The sequence below is a fragment of the Thioclava arctica genome (assembly GCF_040892615.1).
Taxonomy (GTDB): Bacteria; Pseudomonadota; Alphaproteobacteria; order Rhodobacterales; family Rhodobacteraceae; genus Thioclava; species Thioclava arctica.
Genome location: NZ_JBFRYC010000011.1, coordinates 80,768 through 100,947, shown reverse-complemented (window position 1 = coordinate 100,947; position 20,180 = coordinate 80,768). Strand labels below are relative to the sequence as shown.

22 protein-coding genes and 1 tRNA gene are annotated in these 20,180 nt (G+C 61.2%); 9 read left to right on the top strand and 14 right to left on the bottom strand.

The window, feature by feature from the left end:
• Positions 1-214 precede the first annotated feature (214 nt).
• The 4 genes from AB4874_RS15740 to AB4874_RS15725 form a co-directional block, all read right to left on the bottom strand.
• Positions 215-288: transfer RNA gene (locus AB4874_RS15740), tRNA-Gly, on the bottom strand.
• Between the two features lie 117 nt (positions 289-405).
• On the bottom strand, positions 406-972 hold the full coding sequence (locus tag AB4874_RS15735) for a fasciclin domain-containing protein (protein WP_368392677.1): 567 nt from the start codon (positions 970-972) through the stop codon (positions 406-408).
• Between the two features lie 190 nt (positions 973-1,162).
• The gene (locus AB4874_RS15730) at positions 1,163-3,184 is read right to left on the bottom strand and encodes an ASKHA domain-containing protein (protein ID WP_368392676.1); all 2,022 of its coding nucleotides are present in this window, start codon (positions 3,182-3,184) and stop codon (positions 1,163-1,165) included.
• Positions 3,185-3,315: 131 nt separating this feature from the next.
• Positions 3,316-3,858 carry a peptidoglycan-binding domain-containing protein gene (locus AB4874_RS15725; RefSeq protein ID WP_295533632.1) on the bottom strand — a complete coding sequence of 181 codons (543 nt, stop codon included), beginning with the start codon at positions 3,856-3,858 and terminating at the stop codon, positions 3,316-3,318.
• A 187-nt stretch (positions 3,859-4,045) separates the two neighbouring features.
• Between AB4874_RS15725 and AB4874_RS15720 the strand changes: the two genes are divergently transcribed.
• Complete coding sequence (locus AB4874_RS15720; protein WP_295533634.1) at positions 4,046-4,369, top strand: 2Fe-2S iron-sulfur cluster-binding protein; 324 nt, start codon at positions 4,046-4,048, stop codon at positions 4,367-4,369.
• The gene (locus AB4874_RS15715; RefSeq protein WP_368392675.1) at positions 4,369-5,127 is read left to right on the top strand and encodes an FG-GAP repeat domain-containing protein; all 759 of its coding nucleotides are present in this window, start codon (positions 4,369-4,371) and stop codon (positions 5,125-5,127) included. Before AB4874_RS15720 ends, AB4874_RS15715 begins: the two co-directional genes overlap by 1 nt.
• A gap of 2 nt (positions 5,128-5,129) precedes the next feature.
• Here AB4874_RS15715 and AB4874_RS15710 read toward each other — a convergent pair whose 3' ends face one another.
• Positions 5,130-5,399, bottom strand: a complete 270-nt coding sequence (locus AB4874_RS15710; RefSeq protein WP_368392674.1) for a DksA/TraR family C4-type zinc finger protein — start codon at positions 5,397-5,399, stop codon at positions 5,130-5,132.
• Between the two features lie 191 nt (positions 5,400-5,590).
• Here AB4874_RS15710 and purU point away from each other — a divergent pair, with 191 nt between their 5' ends.
• Both purU and AB4874_RS15700 read left to right on the top strand, forming a co-directional pair.
• Complete coding sequence (purU, locus tag AB4874_RS15705) at positions 5,591-6,481, top strand: formyltetrahydrofolate deformylase (protein WP_368392673.1); 891 nt, start codon at positions 5,591-5,593, stop codon at positions 6,479-6,481.
• 232 nt (positions 6,482-6,713) lie between these two features.
• The gene (locus AB4874_RS15700) at positions 6,714-7,190 is read left to right on the top strand and encodes a GNAT family N-acetyltransferase (protein ID WP_368392672.1); all 477 of its coding nucleotides are present in this window, start codon (positions 6,714-6,716) and stop codon (positions 7,188-7,190) included.
• Positions 7,191-7,346: 156 nt separating this feature from the next.
• Here AB4874_RS15700 and AB4874_RS15695 read toward each other — a convergent pair whose 3' ends face one another.
• The 6 genes from AB4874_RS15695 to rpiA form a co-directional block, all read right to left on the bottom strand.
• Positions 7,347-8,810: a DegQ family serine endoprotease gene (locus tag AB4874_RS15695; RefSeq protein ID WP_438273492.1), complete on the bottom strand. Its 1,464-nt coding sequence runs from the start codon at positions 8,808-8,810 to the stop codon at positions 7,347-7,349.
• Between the two features lie 121 nt (positions 8,811-8,931).
• Positions 8,932-9,132: a DUF2065 family protein gene (locus AB4874_RS15690; RefSeq protein ID WP_295536083.1), complete on the bottom strand. Its 201-nt coding sequence runs from the start codon at positions 9,130-9,132 to the stop codon at positions 8,932-8,934.
• A complete protein-coding gene (gene hflC, locus AB4874_RS15685; protein ID WP_295536081.1) occupies positions 9,132-10,052 on the bottom strand; it encodes a protease modulator HflC in 921 nt (306 codons plus the stop codon). The genes AB4874_RS15690 and hflC overlap by 1 nt, the downstream gene beginning before the upstream one ends.
• Complete coding sequence (hflK, locus tag AB4874_RS15680; protein WP_295536079.1) at positions 10,052-11,239, bottom strand: FtsH protease activity modulator HflK; 1,188 nt, start codon at positions 11,237-11,239, stop codon at positions 10,052-10,054. The genes hflC and hflK overlap by 1 nt, the downstream gene beginning before the upstream one ends.
• 55 nt (positions 11,240-11,294) lie before the next feature.
• Positions 11,295-12,650, bottom strand: a complete 1,356-nt coding sequence (gene gor / locus AB4874_RS15675; protein WP_368392671.1) for a glutathione-disulfide reductase — start codon at positions 12,648-12,650, stop codon at positions 11,295-11,297.
• Positions 12,651-12,777: 127 nt separating this feature from the next.
• Positions 12,778-13,563, bottom strand: coding sequence for a ribose-5-phosphate isomerase RpiA (gene rpiA, locus AB4874_RS15670; protein WP_295536073.1), 786 nt, complete (start codon positions 13,561-13,563; stop codon positions 12,778-12,780).
• A 592-nt stretch (positions 13,564-14,155) separates the two neighbouring features.
• On the opposite strand from rpiA, the gene AB4874_RS15665 reads away from it, so the two are divergent.
• Positions 14,156-15,535, top strand: coding sequence for an L-serine ammonia-lyase (locus AB4874_RS15665; RefSeq protein WP_368392670.1), 1,380 nt, complete (start codon positions 14,156-14,158; stop codon positions 15,533-15,535).
• A gap of 2 nt (positions 15,536-15,537) precedes the next feature.
• Here AB4874_RS15665 and AB4874_RS15660 read toward each other — a convergent pair whose 3' ends face one another.
• The 3 genes from AB4874_RS15660 to AB4874_RS15650 form a co-directional block, all read right to left on the bottom strand.
• Complete coding sequence (locus AB4874_RS15660) at positions 15,538-16,131, bottom strand: retropepsin-like aspartic protease family protein (RefSeq protein WP_295536065.1); 594 nt, start codon at positions 16,129-16,131, stop codon at positions 15,538-15,540.
• A gap of 75 nt (positions 16,132-16,206) precedes the next feature.
• Positions 16,207-16,848 (bottom strand): MarC family protein, encoded by a 642-nt coding sequence (locus tag AB4874_RS15655; RefSeq protein ID WP_438273493.1) that lies wholly within the window; start codon positions 16,846-16,848, stop codon positions 16,207-16,209.
• Between the two features lie 29 nt (positions 16,849-16,877).
• Positions 16,878-17,270 (bottom strand): helix-turn-helix transcriptional regulator, encoded by a 393-nt coding sequence (locus AB4874_RS15650; protein WP_368392668.1) that lies wholly within the window; start codon positions 17,268-17,270, stop codon positions 16,878-16,880.
• A gap of 196 nt (positions 17,271-17,466) precedes the next feature.
• On the opposite strand from AB4874_RS15650, the gene tatA reads away from it, so the two are divergent.
• The 4 genes from tatA to AB4874_RS15630 all read left to right on the top strand — a co-directional run bounded on the left by tatA (position 17,467) and on the right by AB4874_RS15630 (position 20,069).
• A complete protein-coding gene (gene tatA, locus AB4874_RS15645; RefSeq protein ID WP_295536056.1) occupies positions 17,467-17,691 on the top strand; it encodes a twin-arginine translocase TatA/TatE family subunit in 225 nt (74 codons plus the stop codon).
• Between the two features lie 70 nt (positions 17,692-17,761).
• Complete coding sequence (gene tatB / locus AB4874_RS15640; RefSeq protein ID WP_295536053.1) at positions 17,762-18,364, top strand: Sec-independent protein translocase protein TatB; 603 nt, start codon at positions 17,762-17,764, stop codon at positions 18,362-18,364.
• The gene (gene tatC, locus AB4874_RS15635; RefSeq protein ID WP_368392667.1) at positions 18,361-19,230 is read left to right on the top strand and encodes a twin-arginine translocase subunit TatC; all 870 of its coding nucleotides are present in this window, start codon (positions 18,361-18,363) and stop codon (positions 19,228-19,230) included. The genes tatB and tatC overlap by 4 nt, the downstream gene beginning before the upstream one ends.
• Positions 19,227-20,069 (top strand): ATP-binding protein, encoded by an 843-nt coding sequence (locus AB4874_RS15630; protein ID WP_368392666.1) that lies wholly within the window; start codon positions 19,227-19,229, stop codon positions 20,067-20,069. The genes tatC and AB4874_RS15630 overlap by 4 nt, the downstream gene beginning before the upstream one ends.
• Positions 20,070-20,180 lie beyond the last annotated feature (111 nt).

Below are 20,180 nucleotides of genomic sequence, written 5' to 3'. Positions count from 1 at the left end.
GCGCGAGCCGTCGTGATTGTCATCTGTTGGGGCGGCAGAGACGAATCTTGAGGAAACAACCCCATGCTTTGGGACTTTCGTCGGAACGTTTCGGAAGCAAAGGTCGCTTCACTTCCCGAAATGGCCCCCGACGCCGTCCCCGATCAAAACCAGAGAAGCAAGCGAGTAAACTGATTTGTGTCTATAAATCAGTCGTGTATGTCGTGGATTCGCTTGGAGCGGGTAGCGGGAATCGAACCCGCGCGTTCAGCTTGGGAAGCTGACAGGCTACCATTACATCATACCCGCATGGCGCGCGAGACAGGTATGACAGCCGCGCGCCCCGGTCAAGGGGGATCGCGCAGCAAAACGCCCGGAGGGCAACGGGGCCATCCGGGCGCAAGATGTCAGCCTGAGGAGGGCAACTTACATCTTGGGTAGCATCACGGTGTCGATGACATGGACCATGCCGTTGGATTGTTTGACATCAGCGACCTCAACGGTGGCAATATCGCCCTTGGGGTCTTTCAGCATCACCTTGCCGTCTTTCATCATCGCGGTCAGGTTGCACCCGCCCAGCGTTTCGATGGTGGCTTTGCCTTTGCCCATCTCGATGGTTTTGACGATGTTCTCAGCGGTGATCACACCTTTTGCGACGTGGCAGGTTAGGATGTGGGTCAGCATCTCTTTGTTCTCGGGCTTCACGAGATTGGCAACAGTGCCGGCGGGCAGCTTGTCAAAGGCAGCATTGGTCGGCGCGAAGACGGTGAACGGGCCAGGGCCTGCCAGCGTGTCAACAAGACCAGCAGCTTTGACCGCCGCCACCAGCGTGGTGAGGTTGGGCGCCGCCGAGGCATTCGCCGCAATCGGTTTGTTGGAGAACATTTCCGCACCGCCCACCATCGGGTTCATGTTTTCTGCGAAAGCCGGGGCGGCCAGCGCAATCGAGGCGGCAATCATCGGGGCTGCGAATTTGCGGAACATATTGGTCATAGGTCTCTCCCTGGTATGAGGCAGGATCATTCCCGCCGTGATGCTAGGGTTACGAGACCTCCTGCCAAAGCTGATCACTTTGCGAGCATCACGAAGACGTGAGAAGCTTCGCAAGCCCCACTTTCACATTCATCTAGCCAGAAATACTCCGGGGGGCCCGCAGGGCGGGGGCAGCGCCCCCTCTGCGCGATCAGCCGCGTCGTCTGCGCCGCCTGCCACCCCCCTCGTCGCCTGATCCCCCGGTGTTGAAACTCACATAGGGCAGGGGCGCGATCTTGCGCAGCTCGAGGAAAGGCGCGGTGGCGTGGGGCAGGGCGTTGGCGGCGACGAAATGCTCTTGAAAGCGCGGCTCAATCGCGGTTTCGACCTTGGTGATGCGTTTCACCTGCGCCTCAATCGCGCGCCTCGCCTTCACCGAACACAGCGCCATGCGCGCGCCCGTTCCCGCCGCATTGCCCGCCGAACTAACCGCGCTTAGCGGTGCATCCGGAATCATGCCTAGCACCATCGCGTGTTTCGGGCTGATATGGGCCCCAAACGCCCCCGCCAGAACCACACGGTCGACCACATCCACCCCCATCTCATCCATCAACAGCCGCGCGCCCGCATAAAGCGCGGATTTCGCAAGTTGAATGGCGCGGATGTCGCCTTGGGTCACGGTGATGCGCGGGCCGTCGGGGCTGGCGTCATGGATCAGATATTCATGGGTGCGCCCATTGGGCACGCAGCGGGCGCTGCCCACCTGCGCCGCCGATCCGATCAGCCCCGAAGCATCCACGATCCCCGCCATGCGCATTTCAGCCACCGCCTCGATGATGCCCGAGCCGCAAATCCCGGTGATCCGGGGCGTGCCAAAATCGGGATCGGTGGACCACAGATCGCTGCCGATAATCTTAAAGCGCGGCTCTTTCGTTTCGGGGTCGATCTCGATGCGCTCAATCGCACCGGGGGCGGCGCGTTGACCGCTGGAAATCTGCGCGCCCTCAAAGGCGGGCCCAGTGGGCGAGGAGCAGGCCAGCACGCGGGTCGAATTGCCCAGTAAGATCTCGGCATTGGTGCCAACATCAACGATCAGAGATAGATCCTCGCGGGATTCCGGGGCCTCGGACAGCGCCACGGCGGCGGCATCTGCCCCCACATGGCCCGCGATCAGCGGCAGGATATAGACGCGCGCACCGGGCGCTGCATCAAAGCCCAACTCGCGCGCGGGCAGGTCCATGCTGTCTGACGTCGCCAGCGCAAAGGGCGCCTGACCCAATTCGACCGGATCAATCCCCAGCAGCAGATGGTGCATCACCGGATTGCACACCACCGTCGCCTCGACGATCTCGCCTGTGTCGATCCCGGCCTCGCCTGCCAGTTCGCGCGCCAGCTCGCCCATCGCGTCGCGCACGACCTGTGTCATCTCCACATCGCCGCCGGGGTTCATCATCACATAGGACACCCGGCTCATCAGATCTTCGCCAAAGCGGATCTGCGGGTTCATTTGCCCCGCGCTGGCCAGCACTCGGCCGTCATCCAAAGACACCAGATGCCCCGCGATCGTGGTCGATCCCAGATCAATCGCGATCCCGTAAAGCGAGGTCTCGCGCAGGCCGGGATAGAGCGCCGTCAGACGCGGCCCGTCGCCTTGATCGTGCACGGCAACGGTAACCTTCCAGCCCCCCTTGCGCAGCACGGGCTGAAGCGCGCGCAGCATCTCGCGATCCGCGCGCAGCCCCGCAATCCCCCACTGGCTTTCCAGCGCATGCGCCAGACGTTGAAAATCGCCCTCGGGGGCGTGCATGTCAGGTTCGGCCACCTCGATGAAACAGGCGCGCGTGGCCGGGTCCATTTCCATCACGCGCTCAGACGCCGCCTTGCGCACCACCTGCTTGTGGACCTGACTTTCGGGGGGCACGTCGATCACGACATCGCCCATGATCTCGGCCTGACAGCCCAAGCGTCGCCCCGGTTTCAACCCGCGCACCCGGTCGTAACGCTCTTCAACCGAATTGATCGGCGAGAGCGCATCTGCGTCCACATGCAGCCCGTGCTTGGGAAAATCACCATAACCGGGCGAGCATTGGCACTTGGAACAAATCCCACGCCCGCCGCACACCGAATCCAGATCGACACCCAGTTTGCGCGCCGCCGCCAAAACCGGCGTGCCGCGCGCCACGCGGCCCCGCTTGCCCGAGGGGGTAAAGATCACCTGTACATCATCGGTCATGTCGCGCTCCTGCCCGGTCTCGTCCGGGTCTGTCCCGGGACTTGCCCCTGTTCTAGGGCGTGCGCGCGCAACAGCAAAGCCCGCAACCGACGCGGCGGCCCCAGAAATCGTCATCATCTTCATGAGGGGGGTTAGGGCGTGTAGATATACAAACCCAATTCCTGCGCTGCGCGCAAACTCAGCGTTGGGCTATCCAGCCCGCGCGGCCCCTGATAGGCGGTAATCGCGCGCCCGGTGGCAGGGTCCAGCTTGCCATCGGCGCGGCCATGATACAGGCCCCGCGCCGCCAAGGCCCGCTGCACCATCGCCACGAATCCCGGCGTCAGATCAGACGAGCACATGGCGCGGAAATAGCGCGGCTTGCCAGCCTCGATCATGCGCTGCGCGCTCATCTCACGATAGATTGCGGGCTGGGTGATTGCGCCGGTTTTCGGATCACGCTGCTCGGGCACGACCTGCACCTGATCGGTCACGGTTTCGACCTGCGCGGGGGTGTTGATCTGGGCGTAGCAATTCTTGGAATCGGGCGCGGGGGCTTTGGCGGAGATCTCGGAGAGCAGGCTTTTGGGCGGCGGACGTTTGGGCGCGCCGGAAGAGGTCTGCTGACAGCCCGCGAGAGTCAGCGCCGCCATCAGAAGGGCAGCTTTCACGCCGTAACTAAGTCTGTGATGCACCGATGCGACCTCCGTCAACTTGCGCGCGAGACTACAAGACTGGGCGCGCGCGGCAATCCCCCGTGAACGCGCCGCTTCCCGCGAGCGCAGCCATCGCCCTCTGGTCAAACTGGACAAAGCACCTTAGATCGAAGGACGCCCGGTCGTATTTCGGGCAGAGCAATCAACGACAAAGAGGCCTGCTGACATGGCAAAGATCACCTATATCGAACATACCGGCACCCGTCACGAGATCGAGGTAAAGCCCGGCATGACCGTTATGGAAGGCGCGCGCGACAATGGCGTGCCCGGCATTGATGCAGATTGCGGCGGCGCCTGTGCCTGCTCGACCTGCCATGTTTATGTCGATCAGGATTGGGTCGACAAGCTGCCCGCCAAGGATTCCATGGAAGAGGATATGCTCGATTTCGCATGGAATCCCGATCCGATGAAATCGCGCCTGACCTGTCAGATCAAGGTCACCGACGCGCTGGACGGGCTGATCGTCAATATCCCCGAAAAGCAAATCTGATGCGCGCGGCGGCGATCCTGGCGCTTGCGCTGATCGCCGCGGCCCTACCTGCGCATGCGGAGTTGTCCGCTACCGCTCATTTTGCCAATCCTACCGAGCGTTACGGGCACGGCGCGCTTGGGCCGGGGCATGAATTTGAGAGTCTGCGCATCACCGTGCGCCGTTCGACGGGGGACGGCAAAGGTCTGTTCTCCGGCGCGACGAATTTGACCTATGACCTCACGCTTGGCCCTGATCTTGTTTGGGAAGACACTGCGCCGCGCGTGATGGATCTCGATGGGGACGGCGTGCCCGAAATCATCGTGGTGCAGTCAAGTCTGTCGCAGGGATCGCGGTTGATCGTGCTGACCTTGGACAAGGGCAAACCGGTTCTGGCCGTTGATGGCCCGTTCGTGGGCGAGCGCAATCACTGGCTGTCCGTCATTGGCGCGGGCGATCTGGATGGCGACGGGCGCCCTGAGATCGCGCTGATCGATGCGCCCCATCGGCTGGGCAAGCTGGTGATCTATCGCTACCTGCGCGGGAAGCTGACCGAAGTGGGGCGCGGTGGGGATGTCTCCAACCACCATTACGGAGCCGATCACGCGCTGGGCGGTCTACGCGATTGCGCGCAACAGCCCGAAATGATCGTGGCAAGTTTCGACTGGTCGCGCCTTGTTGCTTTGCGGCTGAGCCCTGATGGGCGCGTGACGCGTCGAGAGCTTGGGGCCGATACATCGCCCGCTGCCTTCGACGCAGCACTTTCCTGCAAAATCTAGGCCTATTTCAACTGGCTGTCCTTCGATGCCCGCCGGTTGATCCCGCCACGCCCGCGATTTTTCGCATCGCGTTCGCTGGCGCAGTCCACGCATAGCTTGACGCCGGGAATGGCGACGCGTCGGGCCTCGGGGATCTCTTCGCCGCATTCGGCGCAATAGGCCAAGCTGTCGCCCACGGGGCCGCGCTGCGCCTTGAGACGCGCCAATTCGTCATTGATCGAGGCTTCGATCTGCTCGCTCACCGCGCCGTCTTTTGCCCAGCCGCCTGCCATCTTTCACCTCCGTTTGCTTTCTCATAGATAGGGCGGCAAGGCCCGCAGGTCAAAACGCGCCCCGCGCCCCGCGCGCCGCTTTTCAGTGCCGCGCGGTCGTATTCCCCTCAGCCAAGGGGGTGCGAAACCCCGATTGTGGCTGCAACCTCTGCGCGCTAGAGATTTGCGCAGATTGTGAAAGGACCGCCCCCATGACCCAGACCGCCTATGTTCTCACCGTGGCCTGTCCCTCGACGCGCGGCATCGTTGCGGGCATCGCGAATGTGCTGGCCGATCAGGGCTGTAACATCACCGACTCGCATCAATACGACGACCCCAAGACGGGGCAGTTTTTCATGCGCGTCAGTTTCGTGTCCGAAAAAGGCGTCGCGGCCGAGGCAATCCGTGCCGCCTTCACCCCGCTGGCCGAGCGTTTCGAGATGGATTGGGCGGTGCGCGATGCGAGCCACAAGGTGAAGGTCATCCTGATGGTGTCGAATTTCGGCCATTGCTTGAACGACCTGCTCTATCGCTGGCGCATCGGCGCGCTGCCGATCGAGATCGTGGGCGTGGTGTCAAACCACCTGACCTATCAAAAGGTAGTTGTGAACCATGATTTGCCATTCCACCACATCAAGGTGACCAAGGAAAACAAACCCGAAGCCGAGGCGCGCCTGATCGAGGTGGTCGAGGAATCCGGAGCCGAGCTGGTGGTTCTGGCGCGCTATATGCAGATCCTGTCGGATGCGCTGTGCCAGAAAATGTCGGGCCGCATCATCAATATCCACCACTCGTTCCTGCCCAGTTTCAAGGGCGCGAACCCCTATAAACAAGCCTATGAGCGTGGCGTGAAACTGATCGGGGCGACAGCGCATTACGTCACCGCCGATCTTGATGAAGGCCCGATCATCGAGCAGGACACCGTGCGCATCACCCACGCTCAAAGTCCCGAGGATTACGTCAGCCTTGGCCGCGATGTCGAGGCGCAAGTCCTATCTCGGGCCATCCACGCCCATATCCACCACCGCGTTTTCATCAATGATAGCAAAACGGTGGTCTTCCCGGCATCGCCGGGGTCGTATGCGAGTGAGCGGATGGGGTGAGGGTGCTGGCGTTGCAATATGTTGCGAGGTCAGCTTAGCGGACAAAGCGACTATGATGGTCTTGACTCGCGGTAAGAGTAATCGAATATGCAAACCATGTTGACCATGATCGCGCAACCCAAGAGCTATTACCTCCGTTTTTGAACGGAGCGGTCAGTGATATTCTATCAGATGATGCCGCCACAGCGCGGCATTTTTCATTTAGCCCCTGTGGTCATACCAGGAGATCAAAATGAAAAATTTGCCCATAGACCAGACAGTAAAGATGCGAGATGCAACGCGGGCTGACTTACCCCAACTACTCTCAATGGTTGAGGCGCTAGCCAAGCACCATGAAGATGTTCCACCAATCACCGTCGAGGCCCTAGAACGGGATATTTTCGGAGATATTCCGTGGGTTTATGTCATTGTCTCGGAAGTCGACGGAAAGGTCGTTGGATACGCATCACTCTGCCCTCTAATACAGTTGCAGTTTGGAGTTAGGGGTATCGACATGCACCATCTATTCATTGAAACCGGTTTTAGGGGAGTTGGCATTGGTAGACTGCTCATCGAGGCATCAATGCGGAAAGCGCGCGAGCTATCTTGCTCTTACATGGTTGTAGGCACACATCCCGACAACTCAGCCGCTCAAGCCGTCTACACAGCTTGCGGATTTGATCGCCGTGATGGTTCACATCCGAGGTTCCGCATCTCCCTCACACTTTAATCTGTTGGATGAAATGGTGGTAGTTAAGGGCTCAAACCAGCTGTTCCCTACGCTGAAACCTACCATCGGCCAAAAGCGAAGCTCGCCATTTTGCCCGTCCATCCAAACCAAAAAGGCGCCCCGCAGGGCGCCTTTTCGCATCTCTCAGACGTCAGATCATTCCATCGGTAGCGCTACAAAGCGGGGTTCGCCGCCGCGCCGGATCAGGAGCAGGATGGATTTGCGACCGGCGTCTTTGGCCGCTGCAACCTGATCTTCGAAATCGGCCATTGAGGCGACCGGCTTTTGCCCGGCTTCGGTGATCAGATCGCCTGCGCGCAGGCCTTTTTCATAGGCGGTCGAGGTCTCGTCGATGGACTTGATGATCAGCCCCGAGGCCTCTTTGGTCAGGCCCATTTCGCTGCGCAACGCATCGGTCAGGGGCGTCAGGGTCAGGCCCAGCATGTCCTTCTCGACCTCTTGCGGGGCCTGCACGGCTTTGGGGGGCTGTTCGCCCTCGGCCAGCTCGCGCCGTCCCAAAGTGACCAGCAGAGTTTCGGTCTTGCCATCGCGCAGCACGGTGACGCGGACCTTTTCGCCTACGGGCGCATCGGCCACGCGCTTGACCAGATCGCGGGTGCTTTTCACCTCGCCGCCGTCAAACGAGGTGATCACGTCACCCGCCTCAATCCCGGCCTCTTTCGCGGGGCCATCGGGCACCTCGGACACCAGCGCGCCCTCGGGGGCGGGCAGGCCCATCGCTTCGGCCATGTCCGGCGTCACGTCTTGAATTTTAACACCAAGCCAGCCGCGCCGTGTCTCACCGAATTCCTTGAGCTGATCGACGACTTTGGACACCACATTCGAGGTCATCGAAAAGCCGATCCCGATCGATCCGCCATTGGGCGACAGGATCGCGGTGTTTACGCCCACCACCTCGCCTTGCATGTCAAATAGCGGCCCGCCCGAGTTCCCCCGGTTGATCGCCGCGTCGGTTTGCAGATAGTCGTCATAGCTGCCCGACAATTCGCGATTGCGCGCCGAAATGATGCCCGCGCTGGCCGAAAACCCCTGACCCAGCGGGTTGCCCATCGCCATCACCCAATCGCCCACACGCACCTTGTCGCTATTGGCAAACTTGACGAAGGGCAGGGGCGTTTCGGAGGTCACCTTCAAAAGTGCGATATCGGTTTTGGGGTCTGTCCCGACAAGTTTCGCCTCAAGGCGCTTGCCCGAGAAAAACTCGATCTCGATCTCGTCGGCACCTTCGATCACATGGTTATTGGTGACGATATAGCCGTCTTCCGAGACCACGAAGCCCGATCCCAGTGCGTTGGAGCGGCGCGGACGTGCCGGGCCTTTCTTGCCATCAGGGCCGGGCAGGCCGAAATCCTTGAACAGATCCTCAAACGGAGAGCCGGGCGGGAAATTCGGGCCGACATTCGTCGGCGCTGCAACCGTGGTCGAGGTGGTGATGTTGACGACCGAATTGCTGACCTGATCGACCAGATCGGCAAAGCTTTCCGGGGCTGCGCGTGCATAGGCGGGGCCCGATAGCGGCGCCACAGCCAGAGCCAGCGCCAGCATCGCCGCGCCTATCCCCCCACGCAGAGCCATTCTGGTCTCGGTGACGAATTTCATAAGCCTCTCCCTGTTGCGCAGCGCTCACGAAAGCCGCGCGATTTGCTCTCGGTTTCTTGAAATGTAGGGTCGCAGGGGCGCGAAGGGAAGTTTTCCTTTTCCGGAAAATGCACCCTAGCCGTTAAAATCCGACGCCAAAGGCACGCAGCCCCCACAAGATCGCAACCCCAAAAGCCAGCGTTATCAACCCCAATGCGCGCCGCCGCGCAGGGCCGAGGTCGCGCAGGAATTCCAGCGCCTCCTCGATACGCGAAGGGGCCAGCGCAAGCGCCAGCCCCTCGATCACCAGAACCAGTCCAAGACCGGTCAATAGCCAGATCATCACTGACCCGCTGCGCCTTGTGCAACTGACGAGGCGGTTTTCTTGGAAACCTCCCCGATCGAACGCAGGAAGTCGTCATAGTTGAAGTAAAGGCTGTCGGGCTGCGTCACCAAAGACGAGCTTTGCGATTTCATCGACTCTGAATAAAATTGCAACGCACGGTTAAAGGCAAAGAAGCTTTGATCCTTGGAATAGGCATCCGCATAGATCTTGTTCGCGGTTGCATCTGCTTCCCCCCGGATCACCTCGGCCTCTTTTTGGGCCTGCGAAGTCACCTCGACCACGGTGCGGTCTGCGGTTGCACGCACGCGTTGAGCCGCCTCGGCACCACGGGCGCGCTCGTCTGCGGCCTCGCGTTCACGTTCTGCCCGCATCCTGGCATAGGTGGCCGACAGGTTCTGATCGGGCAGGTCGGTGCGCGTCAGGCGCACGTCGATGACATCAACCCCCAGCGAGGCCGCCTCTTTGCGGGCCAAGTCGCGGATCTGGTTCATCAGCGGCGTGCGGTCTTTGGACAACACAGCCGTCGAGGGAACCGCCCCAAGCACCTCGCGAATTTTCGCGGTCAGCAGGCGATCAAGACGGTCGCGTGCGCCATCTTCACCACTGGTGCCCACAGCTTCGCGGAACCGCACCAGATCGGTGATGCGCCAGCGCGCAAACGCGTCCACCACAAGGCGACGATCATCAAGCGGCGTCACCTCAAGGGGCTGCGTGGTCAGGCTGAGGATACGGTCGTCATATTGCACGACCGTGTCGATCATCGGCCATTTGAAGCTGAGCCCCGGCTTGGTGATCACCTGTTTCACCTGCCCGAATTGCAGCACCAAAGCGCGATGTTTTTCATCCACTACGAAGAAAGAGTTCAGCCCCAGTGCCACGAGGATCACCAGAACACCGAATGCAAAAGGTCCACGCATTAGTTGCTCCCCCCGGTTGTCGTCGTCGTTTTGGCGGGGCTGGACGCGGTTGAACCAGCCGGACGCAGTTGATCAAGCGGCAGATAGGGCACTACGCCGTTTCCACCCGCCTTGGTATCCACGACGACTTTGTTGAGCCCGGACAACACCCGGCCCATCGTTTCGTAATACATCCGGCGCTTGGTCACTTCGGGCGCTTTTTCGTATTCCGTGAGGATCGAGTTAAAGCGCGCAGCGTCACCCTCGGCGGCGTTCACGATCTTGGCGCGATAGCCTTCGGCCTCTTCTTTAAGCTGAGCGGCCTCACCCCGGGCACCTGCAGTCACGGTGTTGGCGTATTTATCGGCCTCTTTTTCCAACCGGTCACGGACCTGTTGCGCGGCTTGCACCTCGCGGAAACTGTCGATCACCTCAGAGGGCGGATCGGCGCGGTTGAAGTTCACCCGCACGATGTTGATCCCCGCATCATAGCTATCAAGCGTGCCCTGAACGGCCGTTTGCAGATCGGCGGCAATCGCGCCACGGTCACGGTTCAGGACCGGCGCCAGTTGCGAACGCGCGATAATGTCGCGCATCGCGGATTCCGACACGGCGCGGATCGTGCCCTGCGGATCGGCGAGGTTGAACAGGTATTTCGCCGGATCGTTGATATTCCAGACCACCTGGAATTCCAGATCGACGATGTTCTGATCGCCCGTCAGCATCAGCCCGCTATCATTCGTGCCAGAGCGCCCCGAGCCGATATCGACCGTTTGCTCGCGCGTGACGGGCACCTTGGTGTAGGTGACGACCGGCCAAGGCGCAAAATTCAGACCCGGCCCTTTGGTCGCGATGTAACGTCCAAACATCAGCTCGACCGAGCGGTTGCCCTGATTGACCTTATAAAACGAGGAGAACGCCCAAAACCCTGCGACCGCGATCACACCGACCAGAATGGCCAGTTTGGCCGGGAAGGGGCCGCCAGCGCCGCCGCCGGTGGGACGATTGGGGCGACCATTGCCGCCGCGTCCGCCCATCAGCACCTTAAGCTGTTCCGAGCCCTTGCGCATGAAGTCTTCGATTTCGGGAATTTGGCCGCCGCCCTCGCCGGGGCGTCGCTGTCCGGGCCGTTTGTTGTCTTGCGGCTCGTCGCGGTCGTCATCGCCGCCGCCACTGCCACCGCCGCCCCAGGGGCCTCCGTTGCTCATATGGTCCTCACCTTTCCGTTATCTCCCGGAACACTTGGGCATTCCGTTCGTGATTTCAATAATGACGTACCGGGTTACGCATAGTCACCAGTTCTTCGGCCATCGTGGGATGGACTGCGCAAGTTGCATCAAATTGTTCTTTGGTCGCGCCCATCTTCATCGCGATGGCGACCATCTGGATCATCTCGCCCGCATCGGGCGCGACAATATGACAGCCCAGCACCGCGCGGCTATCGCGACACACGATCAGCTTCATCAGCACGCGGTCATCGGCCCCAGCAAACCCCGAGCGCATCGGTTTGAAGCTGGAGACATAGATCTCGGCCTGACCACGTTCGGCGGCCTCTTCCTCGGTAATGCCGCAGGTGCCGAACTCGGGTTGGGTGAACACGGCCGAGGCCACCAGTTCGTGATCCATATGTTTGGGTTTCGCGCCAAAAACGGTATCGGCAAAGGCATGGCCCTCGCGGATCGCAACTGGCGTGAGGTTGATGCGGTTGGTCACATCGCCCACCGCGTAGATTGAGGGGATATTGGTTTGCGACCACTGATCCACGACGATCTCGCCGCGCTCGCCCAGGGTGACGCCCGCAGCTTCCAGGCCCAGCCCCTCGGTATTGGGCACGCGCCCCGTGGCGTAAAGCACCGCGTCAAAGCGCGTCTCGCGCCCATCGCCGCAGGTCACGACCAGCTCGTCGCCCTGCTTGGTGATCTCGGTGATCACCATATGCGTGTGAATATTGATCCCGCGTGCCGCCATCTGATCGACGATCAGATCGCGCGCCTCGGTATCAAAACCGCGCAGCAGTGGCGAGCGGTTGAACTGCGTCACGCTCACGCCCAATCCATTCAGGATGCAGGCAAATTCGCACGCGATATAGCCCCCGCCCACGATCAGGATGCGCTTGGGCAGGGCCGCCATCTTGAAGATGTCGTTGGAGGTCATCACCAGATCGCTGCCGGGGAAGTCGGGCACAAAAGGCTGCCCGCCGGTCGCCACCAGAATATGCTTGGCCGAGGCGGTGCTGCCATCGGCGAGCGTCACCTCATGCGCACCAGAAACCGTGGCGCGCTGATCGTAGACGGTCACGCCCGCGTTGGACTGGCCCTTGCGATAGATTGCCTCAAGACGGTCGAGTTCGTTATCCAGCTTGGTGCGAAACGCCATCCAGTCGAAATCACCGCAGTGCGCGTCCCAGCCATAGGCGCGCGCCTCGCGGATTGACCCGGGTGCGGTCGAAGCGAATACCATCAGCTTTTTGGGCACACAGCCGCGGATCACACAGGTGCCGCCCATCCGGTATTCTTCGGCCAACGCGACCTTGGCACCGTATTCCGATGCCGCAATACGCGCCGCGCGCACCCCGCCCGAGCCGCCACCGATGACGAAAAGATCATAGTCAAAATGCATCGAATCTATTGCCTTGTTTCCGTGTCATCGCGTTGTCGGCGCACTGTGATCGCAGATCTGCGCCGTGCCCGAACCATCGCGCCCGACCGCCGCTTACACAGGCGATCCGGCGGAAGGCTGGCGTGTTTCATTCCATATCGTGGAAGATGTTGTCATCCTCGGCGAAATCGACTTTCTCATTGGCGATGCTGCCATCGTTGATATCGCGGATCTCGACCTTGCCATCAGAGCCGCCGATGATCACCATGTCGCAGATATCGATAAACAGCCCGTTTTCGACCACGCCCGGGATCTGGTTCAACACCAGCGCAATCTGGCGCGCATTGCCGATCCGGTTGAGATGCAGATCGACGATGTAATTGCCCTCATCGGTGACATAGGGCTGGCTGCCGTTCAGGCGCAGCGTGGTCTGCCGTCCCAGCACATCCATCGATTCCAGCAATTCCTCGATCAAGGCGCGCGAGGTTTGCCAGCCAAAGGGGATCACCTCAACGGGCAGCGGGAAGGCGCCCAGATGGTTCACCTCTTTCGAAGCATCGGTGATCACCACCATCTGATCGGACGCGGTCGCCACGATCTTTTCTTGCAACAAGGCCCCGCCGCCGCCTTTGATCAGGTTCAATTCGCGGTCGAACTCATCGGCACCGTCGATCGTGATATCAAGCCATTTCGCCTCATCGAGCGACACCACGTCAATGCCCACCTGACGCGCCAGATCGGCGGTGCGCGTTGAGGTTGGCACGCCTTGCAGGCGCAGCCCCTCTTGGCGCACGCGTTCGCCCAGACAACGCACCATCCAAGCGGCGGTTGATCCGGTTCCCATGCCCACGCGCATTCCGTCTTCGATCAGGTCAACGGCGCGGCGGGCGGCGGCGAATTTCGCCTTATCGATAGGGGAGAGGTCGGCAGGCATCGGTCACTCCATTATAGGGTATTTGCACTGCTTATAGGCAATCGCGCCAAGCGGTGCGAGCGCGAATTGACCCCCTGCGGCGTTTCGCAAGGGGCGCGCGCATCAGGCGCGCAGCAACTTTGCCAGCCCGCCGCGTCGCTTGGACAGACGACGTGCATGACCGGGGGGTAAAATTGCGCGCGCGGGCAGGGCGGATAGCGGTTTTTTTTGCGCAAGCGCTGCGCAGCCTGATCGCCTTGCTCGTCTCAATGCCGCGCAGCACTTGCGGGCCGGGCAGCAGGATTTCGGCGCGTACCCCTTGGGCAAAGTTGATCTCGGGGTGATCAAAGAGAAAGTGTAGTCATTCGATGCCGGGGGGCGTGGAGTTGGTATTGCCCTCAGCGCTCGTGTCCGCAGTGGCGTCGGACGCAGACGGATCTGTGCCTGAAATCGGCATCATTCCCCCGAATTGATCGCCTCGAACATTCCCCAAATTGGTGAAAATCGCGTCAGACATGCCTATTTTCTCGCTGCAAACGTCGCTTTGGGGCTGTTACGGCAGGGGCAAACCCGGCACTCTGCGGGCGTGGGGTCAACCGGGCAGGGAGAGCGGATGTTTCTCAGCGTTTTTGATATGTTCAAGATCGGCGTCGGGCCGTCTTCGTCGCATACGATGGGGCCGATGGTGGCGGGTGCGCGGTTTCTCGATACGTTGCGCAGCTCGCCCTTTGTGGCGCATGGGCTGCGGGTGCGGCTGCATGGCTCGCTGGCGTTTACCGGCAAGGGCCATGCGACTGATCGCGCCAGCATCCTTGGCCTCGCAGGCTTTACCCCCGAAGACTATGATCGCGACGCCGCCGATGCAGCGCTGGCAGCCAATGCGCGCGACAAGCGGCTCTGCCCGCCCGGTTTGGCACCGATGGTCTTTGATCCTGAAACCGATCTGATTTTCGATTATGGCCCGCCACTGCCAGCGCATGCCAATGGCATGGTGATATCGGCGCTGGATGCGCAGGGTGATGTGGTCCTGCAAGAGGTCTATTATTCGATCGGCGGCGGGTTTGTGCGCACCCAAGCCGAGCTGGACGCGGTCACCGATGCCGCGCGCGATGCCCCTTCGCCCGTGCCCTTCCCGTTTCGCACCGCCGAAGAAATGCTGGCGATGGCGCAAAGCTCGGGACTGTCCATCGCGCAGATGAAACGCCGTAACGAGCTGCGCTTTCGCGATGTGGCGACGTTGGATGCGGGGCTTGCCAAGATCTGGGCCGCGATGCGCGATTGCATGGAGCGCGGGCTGACCACCGACGGCGAGTTGCCCGGTGGATTGCACGTCAAGCGCCGCGCCCGCGCGATCCATGAAAGCCTGCGCGTGGATTGGGGGCGCAACCTGACCCCGCCGCATCAGATCAATGACTGGATTTCGGCCTATGCGATGGCGGTGAACGAGGAAAACGCCGCTGGTGGGCAGGTGGTGACTGCTCCCACCAATGGCGCGGCGGGGGTGGTGCCTGCGGTGATTCGCTATTGGCTTGATCATGTGCCCTCGGCCAGCGCTGCGAAAATTCCCGATTTTCTGCTGACGGCGGCGGCGGTGGGCGGGTTGATCAAGACCAACGCGTCAATCTCGGGTGCGGAATGCGGCTGTCAGGCCGAGGTTGGATCGGCGGCGGCCATGGCCGCAGCGGGGATGGCGGCGGTTCTGGGCGGCACGCCTGCGCAGATCGAGAATGCTGCCGAGATCGCGTTGGAGCATCATTTGGGCATGACCTGCGATCCGGTCAAAGGGCTGGTGCAGGTGCCCTGCATCGAGCGCAACGGTCTGGGCGCGATCAAGGCGATTTCGGCCGCGAGCCTTGCGTTGCGCGGTGACGGGACGCATTTCGTGCCCCTCGATGCCGCGATTGAAACCATGCGCCAGACCGGGCGCGACATGCACGAACATTACAAGGAAACCAGCCTTGGCGGTTTGGCCGTGAACGTGCCCAACTGCTGACCCTAGCGCTGCAAAATCAGCTTGCCGCGCGAAAATTCAACCTTCGCAAAGCGCGTCAGATAGGTCATTCCCAACAGCGAGGTGTCCATCTGCCCGCGATTGACCACTGCGCGCAGGTTCTGGTCGTGGATCGGCCCCAGATCGAAGCTGTCGATGCGGATCGGCGCGGTCGCCACGACCCCGTTCGCGGTTGAGGCCTGCCCGATATAGGCCAGCCCGTTGGTGTCGATGCCCGCCCGCGCGGCATCCTTTTGCGTCAGCACGATCTGGCTGGCCCCGGTATCGACCACAAAGCGGATCGGCGTGCCATTGACCCCGGCGGTCAGGTAATAATGGCCATCGGGGGCTTGGTTGACCTCAATCTTGCCATCGGTCATCACCGCTTGCTCGGGGATCACCACTTGGCGCTGGATGTCCGACCACAGGCCCACCGCCGCCAGCGTGCCCAGAAAGATCAGCCCCCAGATCGCGGCTTGTTGCAGGGTGCGCCCGGGACGGCGGCGAATTTCCAAGGCGAAATAGCCGCCTACAGCGATAAACAGCAGGCCGAGATAGACCAGCCTGCCCCAATTTTCGGTTATGATCGACTCTACCACGCGGGCCTCGTTACGCTACTCGCCTAGGACAAGATGTAGGGCGGCTGCACGCGAATTCACAGAGGGCGCTTTGCCTCAGCCCGCAAGGCCCATCAAGCCCGCACCGCGCAAACCGTCCAGAATGAATTGCACCGCCAAGGCCGCCAGCAACATCCCCAGCAAACGCGTGACCACCATCGTGCCGGTGCGCCCCAGCATTCGCTCAATCGGCGAGGCGAGCAGGAACATTGCCATCATGCAGGCCAGAACCGCATACATCACACCAATAATTGCACCGACATGCAGCCAGTCAGCGCCCGGCTTGCCCGCCAGCAGGATCATCGTGGCCAAGGCACCGGGGCCTGCGATCAGCGGTGTGGCGAGCGGGAAGACCGAGGGGTCGTGATCGGGCTCGACCTCGTGCTCCTCGCCTTGCTGCTCGCGCCGCTTGGTGCGCCGCTCAAACAGCATGTCCAACGCGGTCAGGAACAGCAAAATACCGCCGCCGATGCGAAAGGCGGGCATTGAGATGCCAATCCCGGCCAGAATCTTGTCGCCAAAGATCCCGAACAAGGTCAGCAACCCGCCCCCGATCAGCACCGCGCGGATTGCCACGCGCATCCGGGCCCTGTGGCTTTCTCCCAAGGTGAGGGCCACGAAGACCGGCGTGAGACCGATCGGGTCGATGATGACGAAAAGGGTCACGAAAGCGGTGATATATTCGGCGCCTGACACGATCCCTCCGGGGTTTTGTCCTCAGCGCGACCCTAGCCGTTCGCCTTATCTCCCGCCAGCCCTTCCGCCGCGTCTTGCGGGCGGGGCGGGGGCAGGGCGGCGCGGATCTTGGCTGCCAGACTGGCCGCCCCGGCGGCGAGGCGCGGATCGTCCACCTGCTCGGCCAGATCCAAAAGATGCGCCAGCGCGCTTTGCTCTTCATCGGTCAGCACAAGCGCGGGCAGCGCCACCGCACGGCGCAGAATATAGCCCACGCCGCGCTCGCCCTCGACGGGCACGCCATAGGCCGAGATTTCGGCCATGTCGCGCCAGATCGTGCGCTCGGAGACGTTGAGGTGCCCCGCCAGATCGCGCGCGCGATGCATTTTGCCATCGCGCAGGATCGCGATGATCTGTTGCAACCGCTCGTCCCGCGTCATGGCCATTTCGCTGCGTTCCTGTGTGATCTTGGGCGCGATGAGCCTAGCGCCCCCGAGGGCAACTGACAATGAACTGTCAGTAATCTGCGCCAAGACAGTGCTCATAGGGCGAATCTCTCTAGGATTGGGGCGCGCATGGTCATAAATACTTCCCTTGAACGAAGAACGCAGGCGGCGGGTCTGCGCTCGAGGGGAGAAAACAATGCTTAACAATATCGGCCTACCCGGCCTTCTGCTGATCGCTGTTGTGGTGCTGGTCCTGTTCGGGCGCGGCAAGATCTCGTCGTTGATGGGCGAGGTCGGCAAGGGCATCACGTCCTTCAAGAAGGGCGTCAAAGAGGGCACCGACGAGATCGAGACTGCCTCGCTTGAAGACGAGACCGAGGCGCGCGACATCACGCCGAAAAAAGAAAAAGACAAGGTCTGAGGTCTGATTGCGCATCATGCCGCGCGGCGTGATGCACCCGTGAACCGCTGACCGGAGGGTCTGATTTCGCATGCTCGATATCGGTTGGAGTGAACTTCTGCTGATTGGCGTCGTGGCGCTGATCGTGGTGGGTCCCAAGGACTTGCCCAAGATGTTTCATCAGCTTGGACGGATGACCGCCAAGGCCAAGGCCATGGCGCGCGAGTTCTCCTCGGCGATGGAGGATGCGGCCAAGGATAGCGGTCTGGATGAGGCGGCCAATTCGGTGCGCGATCTCAAAAAGCTGACCTCGAAAAAGTCGCTTGGGCTGGATGCGCTGGAAAAGGCTGCTGACAGTTTTGAGAAATGGGAGCCCAAAGGGCCCGGCGCAGCCAAACCCAATACGCTGCAGCCCGATCCCGAGGCCACGCCGCCCAAGCCCGCGCCCGCAAGCGCCGCAAAATCGGCGGCGAAGAAACCAGCGGCGAAGAAACCCGCTGCCAAATCGGCTGCGACGGCGAAAGCCGCACCCAAAGCCCCGGCAGCGAAAGCCGCAAGTGCCAAGAAAGCGCCTGCAAAGACCGCCGCCAAATCCGCGCCTAAATCAACGCCCAAAGCAACGGCGGCGAAGACATCTGCCAGCGCACGCAAGACCGCAGCGGCCAAACCCGCGCCCAAGAAAGATGACGCATGAGCGACCCCGATGACATGGAGCAAAGCGCTGCGCCGCTGATTGAGCACCTCGCGGAATTGCGCACCCGGATCCTGTATTCGCTGGGCGCGTTCGTGGTGGCAATGGTGGTCTGCTACACGGTGTGGAACCCGATTTTCAACTTTCTCACTCGCCCGGTCTGCCACGCGCTGTCCTCTCGCGGAGAGCAATGCGGGCTCTATCTGATCAAGCTGCAAGAAGGCTTCTTCGTCGCGATCAACATCTCTTTCTTGGGTGGGTTCGCGCTGTCTTTCCCGATCATCGCCTATCAGATGTGGCGCTTTGTGGCGCCGGGTCTTTATAAGAATGAAAAGAACGCGTTCCTGCCGTTCCTGGTTGCCTCGCCAATCATGTTTTTCCTCGGCGCGGCTTTCGCCTATTACGTGATCTTGCCGCTGGCGTTCAATTTCTTCCTTGGTTTTCAGCAAGGTGATATGGCCGCGCATCAAGGCAGCAATGAGATGGCCGCGATCGGCTTTCAGGGCTCGGTGCAGGAATATCTCAATCTGACGATCAAATTCGTGATGGCCTTTGGCATCTGTTTCCAGCTGCCAGTGTTGCTGTCGCTGATGGGCAAGGCGGGGCTGGTGTCCTCGGCAGGGCTTGGCAATATGCGCAAATATGCCGTCGTCGCGATCCTGATCGTGGCCGCGATTGCCACGCCGCCCGATGTCGTCAGCCAAGTGATTTTGTTCACCGTGGTCTATGGTCTCTATGAGATTTCGATCCAGCTGGTGAAGCGGATTGAAAAGACCCGTGAGGCCCGGATGCGCGCCGACGGCACATGGATCGACCCCGAAGAATGGGACGAAGATGAAGACGAGGGCGAAGACGAGGGGCGTTCATGAGCGATGATGCGATTGGCCGGATTGCCGAGGCGCTGGAACGACTTGCCCCCGCGCCGCAACCCGCCCCGGATATGACCTGCGCCGATGCCTTCATCTGGCACACCGCGCCTGACCGGCTGGAATCTGTCGCGCAGGTCTCGCGGGTCGATCTGGGGCTGTTGCACGGGATCGATCGATCGCGCGACACGCTATTGGCCAATACGCTGCAATTTGCGCGCGGATCGGCGGCCAATAATGCGCTGCTCTGGGGCGCACGCGGAATGGGGAAGTCCTCACTGGTGAAGGCGGCGCATGCGGCGGCGGTGGCCGAAGGCTTGCCGCTCAAGCTGGTGGAACTGGCGCGGGAGGATCTGCCCTCGGTCGGGCGGCTGCTGGCGCATCTGCGCGCTGAACCCGATCTGCGCTTCGTGCTGTTTTGCGATGACCTGAGCTTTAGCCATGACGATCAGCATTACAAATCGCTCAAGGCGGTTCTGGATGGCGGGATCGAGGGGCGGCCAGCCAATGTGATCCTTTACGCGACTTCGAACCGGCGTCACCTGATGCCGCGCGACATGATCGAGAACGAACGCTCCACCGCGATCAACCCCTCCGAGGCGGTCGAGGAAAAAGTGTCGCTTTCGGATCGTTTCGGGCTCTGGCTGGGCTTTCACCCCTGTTCGCAAGATGAGTATCTGACGATGATCGCGGGCTATTGCGCGGCCTACGGGGTGCAGATTGACGCCGAAACCTTGCGCGCTGAGGCAATCGAATGGCAGGCGACGCGCGGGTCGCGCTCGGGTCGCGTGGCGTGGCAATATTTTACCGATCTCGCCGGACGCCAAGGTATCGCGATCTGATTGCGACCGAACAGGGGGGCGCTGCCCCTCTTTGCTGCGCAAATTCACCCCGGGATATTTTGGGAATTTGGAAGCCAAACTTTTCTTCGCTTCCAAATTCCCAAAATATCC

Bases quoted from the DNA above. Each gene is read 5' to 3' on its own strand.
- AB4874_RS15735 (WP_368392677.1), bottom strand. From the start codon at position 972: ATGACCAATATGTTCCGCAAATTCGCAGCCCCGATGATTGCCGCCTCG.
- AB4874_RS15730 (WP_368392676.1), bottom strand. From the start codon at position 3,184: ATGACCGATGATGTACAGGTGATCTTTACCCCCTCGGGCAAGCGGGGC.
- AB4874_RS15720 (WP_295533634.1), top strand. From the start codon at position 4,046: ATGGCAAAGATCACCTATATCGAACATACCGGCACCCGTCACGAGATC.
- AB4874_RS15715 (WP_368392675.1), top strand. From the start codon at position 4,369: ATGCGCGCGGCGGCGATCCTGGCGCTTGCGCTGATCGCCGCGGCCCTA.
- AB4874_RS15710 (WP_368392674.1), bottom strand. From the start codon at position 5,399: ATGGCAGGCGGCTGGGCAAAAGACGGCGCGGTGAGCGAGCAGATCGAA.
- purU (WP_368392673.1), top strand. From the start codon at position 5,591: ATGACCCAGACCGCCTATGTTCTCACCGTGGCCTGTCCCTCGACGCGC.
- AB4874_RS15700 (WP_368392672.1), top strand. From the start codon at position 6,714: ATGAAAAATTTGCCCATAGACCAGACAGTAAAGATGCGAGATGCAACG.
- AB4874_RS15695 (WP_438273492.1), bottom strand. From the start codon at position 8,810: ATGAAATTCGTCACCGAGACCAGAATGGCTCTGCGTGGGGGGATAGGC.
- AB4874_RS15690 (WP_295536083.1), bottom strand. From the start codon at position 9,132: ATGATCTGGCTATTGACCGGTCTTGGACTGGTTCTGGTGATCGAGGGG.
- hflC (WP_295536081.1), bottom strand. From the start codon at position 10,052: ATGCGTGGACCTTTTGCATTCGGTGTTCTGGTGATCCTCGTGGCACTG.
- hflK (WP_295536079.1), bottom strand. From the start codon at position 11,239: ATGAGCAACGGAGGCCCCTGGGGCGGCGGTGGCAGTGGCGGCGGCGAT.
- gor (WP_368392671.1), bottom strand. From the start codon at position 12,650: ATGCATTTTGACTATGATCTTTTCGTCATCGGTGGCGGCTCGGGCGGG.
- rpiA (WP_295536073.1), bottom strand. From the start codon at position 13,563: ATGCCTGCCGACCTCTCCCCTATCGATAAGGCGAAATTCGCCGCCGCC.
- AB4874_RS15665 (WP_368392670.1), top strand. From the start codon at position 14,156: ATGTTTCTCAGCGTTTTTGATATGTTCAAGATCGGCGTCGGGCCGTCT.
- AB4874_RS15650 (WP_368392668.1), bottom strand. From the start codon at position 17,270: ATGGCCATGACGCGGGACGAGCGGTTGCAACAGATCATCGCGATCCTG.
- tatA (WP_295536056.1), top strand. From the start codon at position 17,467: ATGCTTAACAATATCGGCCTACCCGGCCTTCTGCTGATCGCTGTTGTG.
- tatB (WP_295536053.1), top strand. From the start codon at position 17,762: ATGCTCGATATCGGTTGGAGTGAACTTCTGCTGATTGGCGTCGTGGCG.
- tatC (WP_368392667.1), top strand. From the start codon at position 18,361: ATGAGCGACCCCGATGACATGGAGCAAAGCGCTGCGCCGCTGATTGAG.
- AB4874_RS15630 (WP_368392666.1), top strand. From the start codon at position 19,227: ATGAGCGATGATGCGATTGGCCGGATTGCCGAGGCGCTGGAACGACTT.